The organism is Nonomuraea sp. NPDC050478, assembly GCF_044458265.1.
GTDB lineage: Bacteria > Actinomycetota > Actinomycetes > Streptosporangiales > Streptosporangiaceae > Nonomuraea > Nonomuraea ferruginea.
The window spans coordinates 223,619-239,258 of record NZ_JBITHT010000003.1 but is presented as its reverse complement, the minus strand read 5'-3'; the positions used below and the strand labels follow the sequence as shown (position 1 = coordinate 239,258).

16 protein-coding genes are annotated in these 15,640 nt (G+C 73.5%); 9 read left to right on the top strand and 7 right to left on the bottom strand.

Features of this window, described 5'->3' with window-relative positions:
* Window positions 1–79: 79 nt before the first annotated feature.
* On the top strand, window positions 80–703 hold the full coding sequence (locus ACIBF7_RS15545) for an NADPH-dependent F420 reductase (protein ID WP_397197389.1): 624 nt from the start codon (window positions 80–82) through the stop codon (window positions 701–703).
* Between the two features lie 111 nt (window positions 704–814).
* Window positions 815–1,186, top strand: a complete 372-nt coding sequence (locus ACIBF7_RS15540) for a hypothetical protein (RefSeq protein WP_397197388.1) — start codon at window positions 815–817, stop codon at window positions 1,184–1,186.
* On the opposite strand, the gene ACIBF7_RS15535 is transcribed toward ACIBF7_RS15540, so the two are convergent.
* Entirely contained in the window at window positions 1,149–1,850 is a 702-nt protein-coding gene (locus tag ACIBF7_RS15535) for an endonuclease V (RefSeq protein WP_397197387.1), read from the bottom strand. The two genes, ACIBF7_RS15540 and ACIBF7_RS15535, sit on opposite strands and share 38 nt — an antisense overlap.
* Before the next feature lie 86 nt (window positions 1,851–1,936).
* On the opposite strand from ACIBF7_RS15535, the gene ACIBF7_RS15530 reads away from it, so the two are divergent.
* From ACIBF7_RS15530 to ACIBF7_RS15520, 3 genes are all read left to right on the top strand, one after another.
* The gene (locus tag ACIBF7_RS15530) at window positions 1,937–3,370 is read left to right on the top strand and encodes an alpha/beta hydrolase fold domain-containing protein (RefSeq protein WP_397197386.1); all 1,434 of its coding nucleotides are present in this window, start codon (window positions 1,937–1,939) and stop codon (window positions 3,368–3,370) included.
* Window positions 3,371–3,408: 38 nt separating this feature from the next.
* On the top strand, window positions 3,409–4,707 hold the full coding sequence (locus ACIBF7_RS15525) for an FAD-dependent oxidoreductase (protein WP_397197385.1): 1,299 nt from the start codon (window positions 3,409–3,411) through the stop codon (window positions 4,705–4,707).
* 163 nt (window positions 4,708–4,870) lie between these two features.
* A complete protein-coding gene (locus tag ACIBF7_RS15520) occupies window positions 4,871–5,611 on the top strand; it encodes a sulfite exporter TauE/SafE family protein (protein ID WP_397197384.1) in 741 nt (246 codons plus the stop codon).
* A gap of 7 nt (window positions 5,612–5,618) precedes the next feature.
* On the opposite strand, the gene ACIBF7_RS15515 is transcribed toward ACIBF7_RS15520, so the two are convergent.
* From ACIBF7_RS15515 to ACIBF7_RS15490, 6 genes are all read right to left on the bottom strand, one after another.
* Entirely contained in the window at window positions 5,619–6,296 is a 678-nt protein-coding gene (locus ACIBF7_RS15515; protein ID WP_148030746.1) for a type 1 glutamine amidotransferase, read from the bottom strand.
* 81 nt (window positions 6,297–6,377) lie between these two features.
* Window positions 6,378–7,205 (bottom strand): bifunctional 5,10-methylenetetrahydrofolate dehydrogenase/5,10-methenyltetrahydrofolate cyclohydrolase, encoded by an 828-nt coding sequence (locus tag ACIBF7_RS15510; RefSeq protein ID WP_219548216.1) that lies wholly within the window; start codon window positions 7,203–7,205, stop codon window positions 6,378–6,380.
* 78 nt (window positions 7,206–7,283) lie between these two features.
* Window positions 7,284–7,889: a cyclodeaminase/cyclohydrolase family protein gene (locus ACIBF7_RS15505; protein ID WP_364232235.1), complete on the bottom strand. Its 606-nt coding sequence runs from the start codon at window positions 7,887–7,889 to the stop codon at window positions 7,284–7,286.
* A gap of 35 nt (window positions 7,890–7,924) precedes the next feature.
* Entirely contained in the window at window positions 7,925–8,494 is a 570-nt protein-coding gene (locus tag ACIBF7_RS15500) for a hypothetical protein (protein ID WP_148030749.1), read from the bottom strand.
* 32 nt (window positions 8,495–8,526) lie between these two features.
* Entirely contained in the window at window positions 8,527–9,573 is a 1,047-nt protein-coding gene (locus ACIBF7_RS15495) for a LacI family DNA-binding transcriptional regulator (protein WP_219548214.1), read from the bottom strand.
* A complete protein-coding gene (locus tag ACIBF7_RS15490) occupies window positions 9,570–10,868 on the bottom strand; it encodes a rhamnulokinase family protein (protein WP_364232640.1) in 1,299 nt (432 codons plus the stop codon). The genes ACIBF7_RS15495 and ACIBF7_RS15490 overlap by 4 nt, the downstream gene beginning before the upstream one ends.
* Window positions 10,869–11,036: 168 nt before the next feature.
* Here ACIBF7_RS15490 and ACIBF7_RS15485 point away from each other — a divergent pair, with 168 nt between their 5' ends.
* The 4 genes from ACIBF7_RS15485 to rhaS are packed head-to-tail and all read left to right on the top strand — an operon-like array spanning window position 11,037 to window position 15,595.
* Window positions 11,037–12,533, top strand: a complete 1,497-nt coding sequence (locus tag ACIBF7_RS15485) for a sugar ABC transporter ATP-binding protein (protein ID WP_271279359.1) — start codon at window positions 11,037–11,039, stop codon at window positions 12,531–12,533.
* Window positions 12,530–13,561, top strand: coding sequence for an ABC transporter permease (locus tag ACIBF7_RS15480; protein ID WP_271279358.1), 1,032 nt, complete (start codon window positions 12,530–12,532; stop codon window positions 13,559–13,561). The genes ACIBF7_RS15485 and ACIBF7_RS15480 overlap by 4 nt, the downstream gene beginning before the upstream one ends.
* Window positions 13,554–14,528: an ABC transporter permease gene (locus ACIBF7_RS15475; RefSeq protein ID WP_148030753.1), complete on the top strand. Its 975-nt coding sequence runs from the start codon at window positions 13,554–13,556 to the stop codon at window positions 14,526–14,528. The genes ACIBF7_RS15480 and ACIBF7_RS15475 overlap by 8 nt, the downstream gene beginning before the upstream one ends.
* Entirely contained in the window at window positions 14,525–15,595 is a 1,071-nt protein-coding gene (gene rhaS / locus ACIBF7_RS15470; protein ID WP_397197383.1) for a rhamnose ABC transporter substrate-binding protein, read from the top strand. Before ACIBF7_RS15475 ends, rhaS begins: the two co-directional genes overlap by 4 nt.
* Window positions 15,596–15,640: the final 45 nt, after the last annotated feature.

Below are 15,640 nucleotides of genomic sequence, written 5' to 3'. Positions count from 1 at the left end.
GGCCTCCGTAAGGCACCGGATGGTGCGTATCGGGCTTTCTAGGGTCTCTCCTACATGTATCAGCACGTGGAGGAGTGACATGCGGATCGGGATCCTGGGAGCGGGGAACATGGCCGGCGCCCTCGGCGCCCAGTGGACGAGGGCCGGGCACGAGATCATGGTCAGCGGGCGCGACCCGGCCAGGGCGGCGGCCCTGGCCGCGACGACGGGCGCCCGGGCGGGGACGTTCCGGGAGGCGGCCGGGTTCGGGGAGGTCGCCGTGGTGGCGGTCCTGGCGGAGGCGGTGCCCGCGGTGCTGGCCGAGGCCGGGGACGCGGCGCGGGGGAAGCCGGTGATCGACGTCACCAACGACGTGGGACCGCACGGTTTCCGGCCCGTCGCCCGCGAGATCGCCCGGCGGAGCGGCGGGCACGTGGTCAAGGCCTTCAACCTGTGTCACGTGGACGTGTGGCGGATGACGCCGCCCGTCTTCGGCGGGCGCCCGCTCGCCGTGCCGCTCTGCGGCGACGACCCGGACGCGCTCGCGCTCGCCCGCAGGCTGGCCGAGGACCTGGGGTGCGCACCGGTCGACGGCGGCGGGCTCGCGCGGGCCGAACTGCTGGAGGCGACGGCCGCGTTCATGATCGGCCTCTGGTCCGGCGGCGCCGACGCCCAGGCGGTGCTGCCGCCCCTGGAACACTCCGGCGCCCACCCGCCCGCCTGACGGGCCCCGGATACGACTCCTGGTGTACACGCGATGACGACCGACGGCGGATGCCCGTGAGGGCGGGGGCCGCGATCCTGGTGATCTCGGACGAGGTCGAAGGAGAAACCAGTGGTCACCCAGGTCGTGCAGCGCAGCGGATATCTGACGGCGTTCCGGGCGGCGGCGCTGCTCAACGCGGCGGCGGTGCTCTTCCAGGCCGTCACGGCCGGCCAGATGCTCGGCGGCGCGGGGGCGGGCATGCACGGGGCGGGCTCGGGGGCCGTCCACGTGCTCGGCCTGGTCCTGCTCGTCACGGCCGTCCTGTTGTGGCGGCCGGGGCGCGGCGCGGGCTGGCCGGCGCTGGTCAGCCTGGCGGCGCTGCTGCTCGGGTTCGTGCAGACCATGCTGGGCGGTTCCGGCCAGGTGCTGGTCCACGTCCCGCTCGGGGCGGCGCTGTTCGGGGTCAGCGTGTGGCTCGTGACCTGGTCGTGGCGGCCCTAGCGGCCGGGTCCCGATGCCTGGCCAGGTGGTCGGCTCTGCGGACCGGCTCGGGCAGCCGGTAGCGCGGCGTCAGGGCCAGCACCTGGTCGGTCGCCGTCTCCAGGGAGATGCGGTGCCCCTGCGACACGTACACCGGCTTGACGCCGTCACGGGTGCGCAGGGCGCGTCCGACCACGGCGCCGTCCAGCTCGATGGGCGACCACGCGCCGCGCTCCGGGGGCGGCGGCTCGTGCGTGCCCACGAAGGGGGTCTTGCCGACGCCCAGCGCCGGCAGGCCCGTCAGCACGCCCACGTGGCAGGCCAGGCCGAAGCCGCGCGGGTGCGCCAGCCCGTACCCGTCGCACACCAGCAGGTCCGGTGTGACGGTGAGCCGCTCCAGCGCCTCCACCAGCACGGGCAGCTCGCGGAAGGCGAACAGGCCGGGCACGTAAGGAAAGGCCGCCTTGCCGTTCACCACCACCTGCTCCACCACGGACAGCGTGGCCGCGTCCAGCACCACCACGGCGGCGGACAGGTCGTCGTCGCCGTGGTAGTGCACGTCCAGGCCCGCGACCGTGGCGAACCGGTCCGGGCCGGTCAGCTCGACGCGCGGGCGGAGCAGTTCCTGGACGGCCTCCGCCTCGGCGACGCTCTCCGGCCAGGGATGAAGAAGATCGACACGCACCCGGTCAACCTATGCCGGGCCACTTCTATACCGATACGAGATTAAGCAAAGGCCCAGATGGTGAAACTTCTGTAGTGTCGGAAGTCATGAGCGATGTCCTGGTGCTGATCGGCCCTGGACTGGCCGCGGACGAGGCCCTCCTGGGCGAGATCGCCGAACGCGAGTTCGTTTCCCTGGGCGTGCGCGGGGTCATCACCCGCGTCCGCGACCCCGACGACGTCCGGGCCCGCACCCGCCGCCGCCATCCGGGCTCGGGCGGCGGGCAGGGGGAGCGGCACAACTCGGCCGGCCACGCGGTCGTCATCCTGCCGGGGCCCGGCGAGCTGCGGACCCTGATGGCCGAGCCGCTCGGGCCCGTCACCTGGCTGGACATCTGGCGGGCGGACGGCGTCGAGGTGGCCGAGGACGCCACCCACCTCCACGGCCGCGGCCTCGCCGGCCTCCGGTGGGCCGTCCGCCACGCGGTCCACCGCATCAGACACCCCCACGTCCGCATCCCGTACGGCCCGCATCGAGACCAGTGGGGCCACCTCTACCTCCCGTCAGCGCGCGACGCGGGGCCCGCGCGTGCGGTTCCGGAGGGCGGCGCCCCTTCGGGGGCCGCACCCAAGGACGGGCCCGCGAGCGCGGCTGCGGAGCCCGGCGCCCTTTCGGGGGTGGGTGCGGGGTCCACGCGCGCGGTTCCGGAGGGTGATGTCCCTTCGGGGGATCCCTCGCCGGCCGGCGACGTGGGGTCCGCGATCCCGGTCGCGGAAGGTGATGCCGCTTCGGGGGAGCATGGGGTCCCCCTGCTGCCCCGCAGGCGTGCCGCGGTGCTGGGGGTTCGTGCAGGGGAGGTGGCCGGGGGTCCGTCGCCGGTGGTGGTGCTGGTGCACGGCGGATACTGGCGGTCCGTCTGGGCGGCCGACCTCATGGAGGCGCTCTGCGCCGATCTGACCGCCCGCGGGTTCGCCGTCTGGAACCTCGAGTACCGCCGCCCCGACCTGCACGGCTGGGACGCCACCACCGCCGACGTGGCCGCCGGGATGGAGGCGCTCACCCGCCTGGACGCGCCGCTCGACCTGGGACGCCTGGCGGTCGCGGGACACTCGGCCGGGGGCCAGCTCGCGCTGCGGGCCGCCGCCGACGGCGCCGGGGTGGCGCTGGCCGTGTCCCTGGCCGGGGTGCTCGACCTGGTCGAGGGCGACCGGCGCTGGGTCGGCACAGGCGCGGTGGCCGCCGCGCTCGGCGTCACCACCTGGGACGACCTCCCCGAGAGGGAACGCTCCACCGCCGAACGGGTCTACGGCGGGGCGTCGCCGCTGGTACGGGTGCCGATCAAGGTGCGGCAGCTGATCGTGCAGGGCTCCGGCGACGACCTTGACCTGGTGGACTTCGGCCGCCGGTACGCGCGCGCCGCGGCGAACGCCGGAGACGAGGTGACCTATCTGGAAATGGTGGGGGACCACTTCGCCGTCATCGACCCCCGCACCCCCATCTGGGAAGCCACCGCCCACGCCATCGCCGAAGCGCTCCACTAGCTCTGGACATCACGCGGCCTCGCCCGTACGAAGGAGTGATGGAGGTCACGATCGTCGGCGCGGGGCTCGTCGGGTGCCTGCTCGCCTGCTTCCTCGCCCGCCGCGGACATGAGGTCACCCTGTACGAGCGACGCCCGGACCTGAGAAGGGCCGGGGCCGGCGGCGGCAGGTCCATCAACCTGGCGATCTCCGAGCGGGGCGTCGACGCGCTGCGCCGGCTGGGCCTGGACCGGGAGGTGCTCGGAGCCGCGATCCCGATGCCGGGCCGGATGATGCACGCCCTCGACGGCGAGCTCACCTTCCAGCCCTACAGCGCCGACCGCGGGCACGCGATCAACTCCATCGGCCGCGCCGAGCTCAACAGGATCCTGCTGGACGCGGCCACCGCCATGCCGGGGGTCAAAGTGCTGTTCGAGCACCGGCTGACCGGGCTGGACGAGCGGACCGGCAGGCTGGAGTTCGGCTCGGGCGCCACCGCCCGCGCGCGGGTGGTGATCGGCGCCGACGGTGCCCACAGCGCGGTCCGGGCCCGGTTGCAGGCCCTGCCGGGCGTCGGCTTCACGCAGGAGTACCTCGACTACGGCTACAAGGAGCTGACCATCCCGCCCAGGGACGGCGCGTACGCCATGGAGCCGGGGGCGCTGCACATCTGGCCGCGCGGCCGCGCCATGATGATCGCCCTGCCGAACCCCGACCGGTCGTTCACCTGCACCCTGTTCTGGCCGCACGACGACCTGGCCGCCCTCGACACCCCGCAACGGATCAGGGCGCGCTTCGCCGGTGAGTATCCGGACGCGTTCGAGCTGATGCCCGGCCTGGTCGAGCACTACCAGGCCAATCCCGTCGGCCACCTCGTCACCATGCGCTGCAGCCCCTGGCACGTGACCACCGGCGAGGTGACGGCGGGGCTGATCGGCGACGCCGCGCACGCCATCGTCCCCTTCTACGGCCAGGGCGCCAACTGCGGCTTCGAGGACTGCGTCGAGCTCGACCGGTGCCTCGACGAGACGGGCGACGACTTCGCCGCGGCGCTGGAGCTGTTCGAGCGGCGCAAGGCCGACACCGACGTGATCGCCCGGCTGGCGCTGGACAACTTCGTGGAGATGCGCGACAAGGTCGGGTCCCGCCTGTTCCTGGCCGGCAAGCGGCTGGAGCACGCGCTGGAGCGGGCGCTGCCCGGCCGGTACGCGTCCCGCTACGAGCTGGTGTCGTTCTCCACGACCCCGTACTCCGAGGTGGAGCGGCGCGTCACCCGCCAGCGCCGCTGGGCCGCCGCCGCCGGACTGGCCGCCGCCCTCCTGGCGGCGGGACTCACCCGTACGGCGCGCCGCAGGTGAGGCGATCCTGACAACCCCGGCCACCGCGAGCCCGTACGGCGCGCCGCAGGTGAGGCGACCTTGACGGCCCCGGCCACCGCGAGCCCGTACGGCGCGCGGCAGGTGAGGCGATCCTGACAGCCCCGGCCACCGCGAGCGGACGGACGCCGCCTAGCATGTCCGGGTGATCGTGGGAGAGGTGCTCGGCCTGCTCGCCGTCGGCGCGTTCGCCGGCGTGGTCAGCACCGTGGTGAGCCTCGCCTCGATCGTGTCCTATCCGGCGCTGCTCGCGTTCGGGCTGCCGCCGCTCACCGCCAACGTCACCAACACGGTCGCGCTGCTGTTCACCGGCCTCGGCGCGGCCTTCGGCTCACGGCCCGAGCTGGCCGGGCAGGGGCCGCGGGTGCTCAGGCTGGGCTGGCTGACCATGCTCGGCGGCGCGACGGGCGCCTTCCTGCTGCTGGTCACCCCGTCCGAGACGTTCGAGCAGATCGCCCCCTGGCTGATCGGCCTGGCCTCGCTGCTGCTGATCCGCCCGCCCCGGGGAGAGCTCAACAGCGAGCACGGGCCGCTCATGCGCTGCGCGCTGTTCGCCGTCGCGATCTACGTCGGCTACTTCGGGGCGGCGGGCGGCATCCTCATGCTGGCGGTCCTGTCGTCGATGCTGGAGGGCACCCCGGCCAAGCTGAACGCGCTGAAGAACGTGCTGTCCGGGATGGCCAACGCGGTCGCCGCCACCGGCTTCGCGGTGTTCGGGCCGGTCGACTGGGGCGCGGCGGTCCCGCTGGCCCTGGGGTTCCTGCTCGGCGGCTGGTTCGGCCCCAAGATCGCCCGGCGCCTCCCCGGCCAGAGCCTCCGCTACCTCGCCGCCGCCTGCGGCCTGGCGGTCGCGGTGAAGCTCGGCTACGACGCGTACACGAGCTGACCGCCGTTCAGACGAGCCCGGCGAAGCGGCGGGCCACCTCCCGCCAGATCGGCGCGGAGACCGGCTCGTCCGCCACCGCCCGCGCGTACACCTCGTCCGGGTCGAACCCGTCGGCCCGCCACTCCCTGATCCGGGCCGGCGGCACCTCCGGGTGGAACTGCACCCCCCACGCCCGGCCGCCCACCCGGAACGCCTGGTACGGGCAGCGCGCGGTCTCCGCCAGCCACACCGCGCCGGGCGGCAGCGCGGTGATGGCGTCGACGTGGTGCTCGATGGCCGGCACCACGCCGGGCAGGTCGTGGAAGAGCGGGTCATCGGCGGCCTCCGGCCGGATGGTGACCGGCAGGCTGCCGTTCTCGGGGGCGCCCGCGTCGGCGGTCACCTCGCCGCCCGCCACCTCGGCGATCATCTGCCCGCCCAGGCAGATGCCGAACAGCGGCACCTCCGCCGCCAGCGCCTCGGCCACCAGCTTGCGGGTCGGCGCCAGCCACGGCGCCCGGTCGTCGTCGCCCGGCAGGTAGCCGCCGCCCAGCATGATCATGGCGTCGTGCCGCAGCCGGTCGGGCACCGGCTCGCCGTCGTAGGCGTGCACCACGTCCAGCCGCAGCCCTGCCTCCTCCAGCCAGCCGCCCCACCGGCCCGGGCCGCCGCTCCGGCTGTTCTGCACCACCAGGACGTCACGCATCGCGGGCCTCCGCCATCGAGCCGAGCATCAGTTCGTCCACGTCCCCGGCCCGGCCGAGCCCGAAGCCGCCGGAATGACGGCTCACGGAAGGTTCGCCGCCCTCGCGGTGTGGCGCAGCAGCAGCGCCGTGGTCACCGGCCCCACGCCGCCCGGCACCGGGGTGAGGGCCCCGGCCCTGGCCGACACCGGCTCGAAGTCGACGTCGCCGGCCAGGCCGCCGTCGTCGGTGGGGTTGGTGCCGACGTCGATGACGACCGCGCCAGGGGCCACGTGATCGGCGCCGATCAGCCCCGCCCGGCCCACGGCCGCGACCAGCACGTCGGCGGTGGCGGTGACGGAGGCCAGGTCGTGGGTGCGCGAATGGCACACCGTCACCGTGGCGTGCCGGTCGAGCAGCAGGTGGGCCAGCGGCTTGCCGACCACCGTGGAGCGGCCCACCACCACCGCGCGCCTGCCCTTCAGCTCGACGCCGTAATGGTCGAGCAGCGCCATCACCGCCGCCGCCGTGGCGGGCGCGAACGCGGGCAGCCCGGCGGCCAGCCTGCCCAGCGAGAGCGGGTTGGCGCCGTCGACGTCCTTGCGCGGGTCGATGGCCCCGGCCAGCTCCTGCGCCGAGGCGCCCGGCGGCAGCGGCGTCTGCAGCATCAGGCCGTGCACGCCGCCGTCCCCGCTGAGCCTGACGAGGCTCTCGCGGATCTGCCCGGGGCTCGCGGCGGGGCCGAGGTCCACGATGTCGGCCGCGATGCCCACCCCGGCCGCCGCCTTGGCGATCGAGCGCACGTACCACAGGCTCGCCTCGTCGTCGGTCGCCACCACCACGGCCAGCCGCGGCTGCGGCCCGGCCGCCACCTCGGCGGCCGTCTGCGCCCTGATCGCCTGCGCCAGCTCCTTGCCGGTCAGCTTCCTCACGCGCCCGCCCTCTCGCCCGCCAGTGTCCTCAACTCCCGTCCGTTTCCCTGCGCCAGTCCTACGGCGCGAAGGGGTCGCTCACGTCTTCAGACCGGTGCGTACCTCGGCCGTCACCCGCTCGGCGCGTGCGGCGGCGGAGTCGACCTCGGCCAGGCGTGACAGCAGCGCGCCGCGGGTGCCCTCGTCGGTGATGCCGCCCAGGTTGACCTCGACGTTCACCCGGGCCGTGGTCAGCGCGGCACGCGCCGCCTCGGCCGCCGCCGCGACGTCGGTGAGCAGGTTGCGGTTGCCGATCGGCAGCAGCGCCTCGCAGAGCTCCACCAGCCGGTACGCCGTCTCGGCCACCCGCGCGGGCGGCTCGGCCGCGCCGGCCAGCGCGCGGGCGATGGAGAGGCTGCGCTCCTCGCCCTTGGGCAGCCGGTAGGCGTCGGTCACCGCGGTGAACGCCGCCGCGTCGGCCTCCGCCAGGTCCAGCGCCCGCGCCCGCAGCTCGTCGGTCTCGCCGATCACGGCGTAGACGACGGCCGCGTGCTCGGCGTACTTCTCGCCGGTGGAGTAGCGGGCCACCATGCCCAGCAGCGCCGCGGCCTGCGCCGCGTGCAGGGCGGCGGTGGCGCCCCCGCCCGGCGCGGGCACCTTGCCGGCGAGCTCGGACAGGAAGGCGGCGATGGTGGTGTCACGCATGCCAGGCATTCTGCCAGCCCTGTGCCACCGGCCGGTCAGTCGCGGCGCATCGGGCGGGTGGCGTCGTCCCCGCGCCACGGCTCACCGGCGTACGGGTCGCGCTCGGCGGCGGGCGGCGGGCCGGAAGGACCGGCGGGACCGGAGTAGGCATGCGGACCGGGGGCGTAGTAGGGCGCGGGCTGGCCGTCCGTTCTGGGCCGGCCGCGCCACCGCGACGGGAACGCCGACGCCGCCAGCAGCAGCACGCCGAGGAGCAGCAGGAACCCCAGGTAGCCGGCGTTCATGTAGCCCCTGGCCAGGGGCAGCGGCAGCCAGTTCGTCGGCAGCAGGCGCGTGCCGCCCAGCTCCAGGATCGGCAGCAGGCCCAGCACCGTGTACTGCAGCCCGCCCAGCAGCGACGCGACGGGGGACAGCCGCGACCCCACCAGGAACGCCAGCCCGATCGCGGTGACCACCAGCACCCCGATCGCCGCCCAGGAGACGGCGAAGAACCGCTGGGCGGAGAGGGTGATCTCGCCCGTGCCGTACAGCAGGCCGACCAGAATCAACGACGGGAGGAACAGGCCGGCGACGAACCCGAGCACGTGACGAACACCGTTGGTCATGACATTCCCCGTTGTTCGGTTGGCCCCCCAAGCTACCGCGTGGATTCCCGCACGACGAGGTCGGGCTGGAACATGATCTGCTGGTGGGCGTGCGTGTCGGGGTTGTCGCACTCGTCGAGCAGCAGCTCGGTGGCCGCCCGCCCGAGCTGGTAGGTCGGCTGCCTGATGGAGCTGAGCGACACGGTCGAGGCCGAGGCGAAGTCGATGTCGTCGTACCCGATGAGCGACACCTCCTCCGGCACCCGGACCCCCGCCTGCAGCAGCCCGCGCAGGACGCCCAGCGCCAGCAGGTCGTTGGCGCAGAACAGCGCGTCCGGCAGCACGTCCTGGGCCAGCAGCTTCTCGGCGGCCTGCTGCCCGGCGGCGGCGGTCATCGCCGGCATGGCCACCTCGCGCAGGTCGCGCGGGTCGCGCCCGGCGGCGGCCAGCGCTCGCTCGGCGCCGCGCCGCCGGTCCTGGCACTGGCGCATGGCGGCCGGCCCGGTGACGTAGGCGACCCGGTCGGCGCCGCCCGCCAGCAGGTGCTCGACGGCCATCGCCCCGCCCGTCACGTCGTTGACCGCGACCGCGCACTGGTCGGGCCGCTCGGCCGGGTGGTCGACGAGCACCACGCTGATGCCGCGCTCGCGCAGCCGGTCGAGCCGGATCGGGTCCTGGTCGGAAGGGGTGATGAGCACCCCGCGCACCCGCTGCTCGGCGAAGACGAGCAGGTTGCGCTCCTCCTTGACCCGGCTGCCCGAGGAGTTGCCCAGGATGACGGCGTAGCCGCGCTCGCTGGCCAGGTCCTCGACCCCGGCGGCCACGTCGGTGAAGAACGGGTTGCCGATGTCGATCACGGACAGGCCGATGGTGCGGCTGTGGCCGGCGCGCAGCGTGGACGCCGAGCCGTGCCGGACGAAGCCCAGCTCCCTGATCGCGCTCTCCACCCGGTCGCGGGTGGCCCCGGCCACCTTCTCGGGCCGGTTGAGCACGTTGGAGACGGTGCCGGGCGACACCCCCGCCAGGGCCGCGACATCCTTGATGGACGGGCTCGGCCGGGTTGCCCCGGCCGGCGCCTCGTCCCAACCGTCGATACTCATCCGCGTTCCCGTGGTTCGTAGGTGCGCACGCCCGCGCTGCGCCGGACCAGCTCCCGCATCTCGGCCAGGCCGCCGACCAGGCCGCGCGCGCGAGCCTGCACCAGCGCGTTGCCGAGCGCGGCCGCCTCGACGGGACCGGCCACGACCGGCAGCCCGGTCGCGTCGGCGGTGAGCCGGCACAGCAGCGTGTTCAGCGACCCGCCGCCCACCAGGTGGACGACCTCGACCGGCCGGCCGCTGAGCCGGACGGCGTCGGCGATCGCCCGCTGGTAGGCGAGGGCGAGGCTCTGCAGGATGCATCGTACGACCTGCGCGCGCCCCTCCGGCGCCGGCTGCCCCGTGCGGGCGCAGTAGGCGGCGATCCTGGCCGGCATGTCGCCCGGCGGCAGGAACGACGGATCGTCCGGGTCGACGACCGTGTCCGTGCGCGCGGTCTCCGCCTCGGCCAGCAGCGGCTCCAGGGGCGGGCCGCCCCAGGCGCGCAGGCACTCCTGGAGGATCCACAGGCCCATGACGTTGCGCAGATAGCGGGTGGTGCCGTCGATCCCGGCCTCGTTGGTGAAGTTGGCCAGGCGGCTCTCCTCGGTGAGCACGGGCGCGGGCAGCTCGACGCCGACCAGCGACCAGGTGCCGCAGGAGACGTAGGCGAAGCGGTCGGTCCCGGCGGGCACGGCCACCACGGCCGAGGCGGTGTCGTGGGAGGCGACCTTGACCACGTCCGTGCGGTAGCCGACCTCTTCCGCCACGTCCTCCCGCAACGGGGAAGCGCTTTCCAGAAAGTCCGGGAAAATCCGCCGGGGCAGCCCCAGCTTGTCGATCAGCTCCCAGGCCCACTCCCGCCCGCTCACGTCGTACAGGGCGGTGGTGGAGGCGTTGGTCCGCTCGGCCCCGATGGTCCCGGTCAGCCAGTAGCCGAGCAGGTCCGGGATCAGCAGCATGGTCTCGGCCCGGTCGAGCGGCTCGCAGAGCAACTGGTTGACGGTGTTGAAGGGCAGGAACTGCATCCCCGTCACCTCGTACGGGTCCACCCGCTCGGTGAAGCGGGCGGTGCGCGCGTCGCGGTAGTGCACCGGGTTGCCGATCAGCCTGCCGTCGCCGTCGAGCAGCCCGTAGTCCACCGCCCACGAGTCGACCCCGACGGACTCGGCCGGGCCGGCCTCGCGCAGCCCGTCGAGCACCCCCTGGTAGAGGGAGAGGATGTCCCAGTGCAGGGTTCCCCCCACCCGTACGGGCCGGTTGGGGAACCGGTGCACCTCCTCCAGCTCGATCCGTCCGCCGGACACGCCGGCGCTCATCACCCGCCCGCTGGAGGCGCCCAGATCAACAGCTGTGAATCGCACGACCTTGATTAAAACGTAGCAACTCCATCTGCGCCAGACATCGGCTGAAGGCATTGACGGCCACGGGTGCAGCACCTAGATTCCGGAAACATCCAGTTAAAACGTTTGTCGTCCGGAGGACGCATGAGTGGTCCCCCCGCCCTCGCGCTCGCCAACGTCAGCAAGTCGTTCGGCGCCGTGCGGGCCCTGCGCGAGGTGTCGCTGGAACTGTTCGCAGGGGAGGCGCACGCGCTCGCGGGGGAGAACGGCGCCGGCAAGTCCACCCTCGTCAAGACGCTCGCCGGGGTCCACCGCCCGGACAGCGGCCAGGTGCTGCTGAACGGCGAGCCCGTCGTCTTCCACAACCCGGCCGACGCCCAGCGGGCCGGCGTGGCCGTCATCTACCAGGAGCCGACGCTCTTCCCCGACCTGTCCGTGGCCGAGAACATCTTCATGGGCCGCCAGCCCCGCACCTCACTGCGCCGCATCGACCGCCGCGCCATGCGGGCCCGGTCCGCTGAGCTGTTCGCCCGGCTCGGCGTCACCGTCGACCCCGAACAGCCGGCCCGCGGCCTGTCCATCGCCGACCAGCAGCTCGTCGAGATCGCCAAGGCCATCTCCAGGGACGCCCGGGTCCTGATCATGGACGAGCCGACGGCCGCGCTGTCGGGCAACGAGGTCGCCCGGCTGTTCTCGGTCGTGGAGGCGCTGCGCGGGCAGGGATGCGCCGTCCTGTTCATCTCGCACCGGCTGGACGAGATCTTCTCCCTCTGCCAGCGGGTCACGACCCTGCGCGACGGCGCCTGGATCGCCAGCGAGCCCGTCGGCGGGCTCACCCACGACGACCTGATCCGCCGGATGGTCGGCCGCGAGCTCGGCGCCCTCTACCCCAAGCAGGACACCGAGGCGGGCGCGGTGGCGCTCCGGGTCGAGCGGCTGACCAGGGAGGGCGTCTTCACCGACGTCTCGTTCGAGGTGCGGCGCGGCGAGATCGTCGCGCTCGCCGGCCTGGTCGGGGCCGGCCGCAGCGAGGTGGCCAGGGCGGTCTTCGGCATCGACCGGTGGGATGCCGGAGCCGTGCACGTGGACGGCCGGCCGCTGCCCGCCGCCAGCCCGACCGCCGCCATGGCCGCCGGGCTCGCCCTGGTGCCGGAGGACCGGCGGCAGCAGGGCCTGGTCATGGAGCTGTCCATCGAGCGCAACATCGGCCTGACCGGGCTGCGCTCGCTGCGCCGCGGCCTCACCATCTCCCGCGCCGCCGAACGCGACCGGGCCAGGGACTGGGCGGTCCGGCTCCGGCTGAAGTTCGCCGGTCTCGGCGACGGCGTCGGCGTGCTGTCCGGCGGCAACCAGCAGAAGGTCGTGCTCGCCAAGTGGCTGGCCACCGGCCCGTCGGTGCTCATCGTCGACGAGCCCACCCGCGGCATCGACGTCGGCACCAAGGCCGAGGTGCACCGGCTGCTGTCGGAGCTGGCCGGGCAGGGCATCGCGGTGCTGATGATCTCCTCCGACCTGCCGGAGGTGCTCGGCATGGCCGACCGGGTGCTGGTCATGCACGAGGGCCGGATCACCGCCGAGATCCCGCGCGCCGAGGCCACCGAGGAGAGCGTCATGTCCGCCGCCACCGGGAGGGCCGCGTGACCGCCACCACCACCCGGCCCGAACCCGCGGCCCGCGACCGCAGCGCCCGCAACCTGGTCGACCTGGTGTTCAGGGCCCGCGAGCTGAGCCTGGTCCTCGCGCTGGCCGCGCTCGTCGGCGGCACCGCCGCCGTCAACCCGAACTTCCTGTCCGGGCAGGGCGTCGAGGACATCCTGCTCAACACCGCGATCCTGGCGCTGCTGGCCGTCGGCCAGTCGATGGTGGTCATCACCCGCAACCTCGACCTGTCCGTCGGCTCCGTGGTCGGGCTGGTCGCGTTCGTGGTGGGCGACGCCCTGGCGAGCGGCTGGGGGGTCGTGCCGGGCGTCGTGCTCGGCATCGCCATCGGCGCCGCCTGCGGCCTGCTCAACGGGCTGCTGGTCAGCTTCTGCCGGGTGCCCGCCCTGGTCGTGACGCTCGGCACGCTCTACGTCTTCCAGGGCGTGTGCCACTACGTCGCGGCCGGTCGCCAGATCAACGCGGTCAACCTGCCGCCCGCGCTGCTGTCGCTGGGCAACGGGGCCGTGCTGGGTGTGCCGTACCTGCCGCTCATCACCGTGGTGATCATGTTCGCGATCGGCTACTACCTGCGGGCCTACCCGAGCGGGCGGGAGTTCTACGCGATCGGGTCCAGCCCGGAGGCCGCCCGGCTGGCCGGCGTCCCGGTCCGCCGCCGCGTCCTGGCCGCCTACCTGGTCAGCGGCTGCCTGGCCGGGCTCGCCGGAGTGCTCTGGCTGGCCCGCTTCGGCACCGTCGTCGCCGACTCCGCCAACGGCTGGGAACTGCTGGTGATCAGCGCGGTCGTGGTCGGCGGCGTGGCCATCACCGGCGGCGTGGGGAGCGTGTACGGGGCGGCGCTCGGCGCGCTGCTGCTCACCGTGATCGGCGGCGCCCTGGTCGTGCTCCGGGTCAACCCGTTCTGGCAGCAGGCCATCACCGGCGCGCTGCTCCTGATCGCCATCAGCGTCGACCGGGTGCTGGCCCTGCGGGTCGCCCGGCTGCTCAGAAGGAGGAGCCGCCATGGCTAGAGTGCTCCGCTGGGACGTGATCATCGGGCTGCTGCTGGTCGCGGTGTTCGCGGGCGGCGCCCTCGGCTCGCCCTCGTTCGCCACCGCGGGCAACCTGTCGTTCGCGCTCGGCGACCTCGGCGAGATCGCGCTCATCGCGCTCGCCATGACCATGCTCGTGGTGGCCGCCGAGGTCGACCTGTCGGTCGCGTCCGTGCTGGGCCTGTCGAGCGCGCTGGTCGGCGCGCTGTGGGACGGCGGCATGGCGATCGAGACCATCATCCCGCTCGTGGTGCTCACCGGCGCGCTCTGCGGGCTGGTCAACGGGCTGCTCGTGACCCGGCTCGGGCTGCCGTCGCTGGCCGTCACGATCGGCACCCTCGCCCTCTACCGGGGGCTGGCGTACGTGGTGCTCGGCGACAAGGCGGTGGCCCAGTTCCCGCCCCAGTACACGGCGCTGGCCGTGGACGACGTGCCCGGCACGTTCGTCCCGTACCCGGTCGCGCTGTTCGTCCTGCTGGCCGTGGTCGTCGCGGTGGTGCTGCACGCCACCGGCTTCGGCCGGGCGCTGTTCGCGATCGGCGCGCAGGAGCAGGCCGCGTTCTTCAGCGGCATCCGGGTCAAGCGGATCAAGCTGCTGCTGTTCGTGTTCTCCGGCACGGTCGCCGCCTTCGCCGGGGTCGTCTTCACCCTGCGTTACGGGTCCGCGCGCGCCGACAACGGGCTCGGCATCGAGCTGGCGGTGATCGCGGCCGTGCTGCTGGGCGGCGTCGACTTCGACGGCGGCAAGGGCACGCTCGGCGGCGTCATCGCCGGCGTGCTGCTCATCGGGCTGCTGCGCAACCTGCTCATGCTCAACGACGTCTCGACCGAGATCCAGTCGATCGTCACCGGTCTCCTGCTCATCGTCTCGGTGCTCACCCCCCGTCTCATCTCCCTGCTCAGACCGGTCAGATCCGGCACGTCGGCACTGAAAGGAACCCCATGAGACCGATGCGCCTCGCCGCACTCACGGCAGTGCTCGCCCTCGGCGTCGCGGCCTGCGGCGGCACCACCAAGTCGAGCGTCACGTCCGCGCCCGCGCAGCCGCCCGCCTCGTCCGCGGCGGCCGCCGCCGACCCGGACGCGCCGATCAAGCAGGGCCTGAAGCTGGCCTTCCTGCCCAAGCAGATCAACAACCCCTACATGACGATCGTCGCCGAGGCGGGGGCCGAGGCCGCCGGGGAGTTCCAGGGCGAGGCCAAGGAGGTCGGCCCGTCCGACGCGTCCGCGTCCTCGCAGATCTCCTACATCAACACCCTCACGCAGCAGGGCCACGACGCCATCCTCATCTCGGCCAACGACCCCAACGCCGTGTGCGGCCCGCTCCAGCAGGCGAGGGACAAGGGCATCAAGATCGTCTCGTACGACTCGGACGCCGCGCCCGAGTGCCGTGACCTGTTCATCAACCAGGCCGGCTCCGAGGAGGTCGGCCGCAGCCAGGTCCAGCTGCTCGCCGGGATGATCGGCCACAAGGGCGAGATCGCGATCCTGTCGGCCACGGCCAACGCCACGAACCAGAACACCTGGATCGAGTTCATGAAGGACGAGCTGACCAAGGCCGAGTACAAGGACATGGAGCTGGTCAAGGTCGCCTACGGGGACGACGACGACCAGAAGTCGTTCACCGAGACGCAGGGCCTGCTGCAGGCCTACCCCGACCTGAAGGGCATCATCTCGCCCACCACCGTCGGCGTCGCGGCGGCGGCCCGCTACATCTCCGGCTCCAAGTACAAGGGCGAGGTCGTGCTCACCGGCCTCGGCACGCCGAACCAGATGCGCCAGTTCGTCAAGGACGGCACCGTCGAGAAGTTCGCCCTGTGGAACCCGAAGGACCTCGGCTACCTGGCCTCCTACGCGGCCGCCGCGCTGGTGTCCGGGCAGATCACCGGCGCCGAGGGCGAGACGTTCAAGGCGGGCAAGCTCGGCGAGCGGACCATCGGCGCGAAGGGCGAGGTCATCCTCGGCCCGCCGTTCACCTTCGAGGCGTCCAACATCGACGACTTCGACTTCTGACCCTCACGCATCGACACACAGTGCGCGCGCGTCCCGGGACCGGCC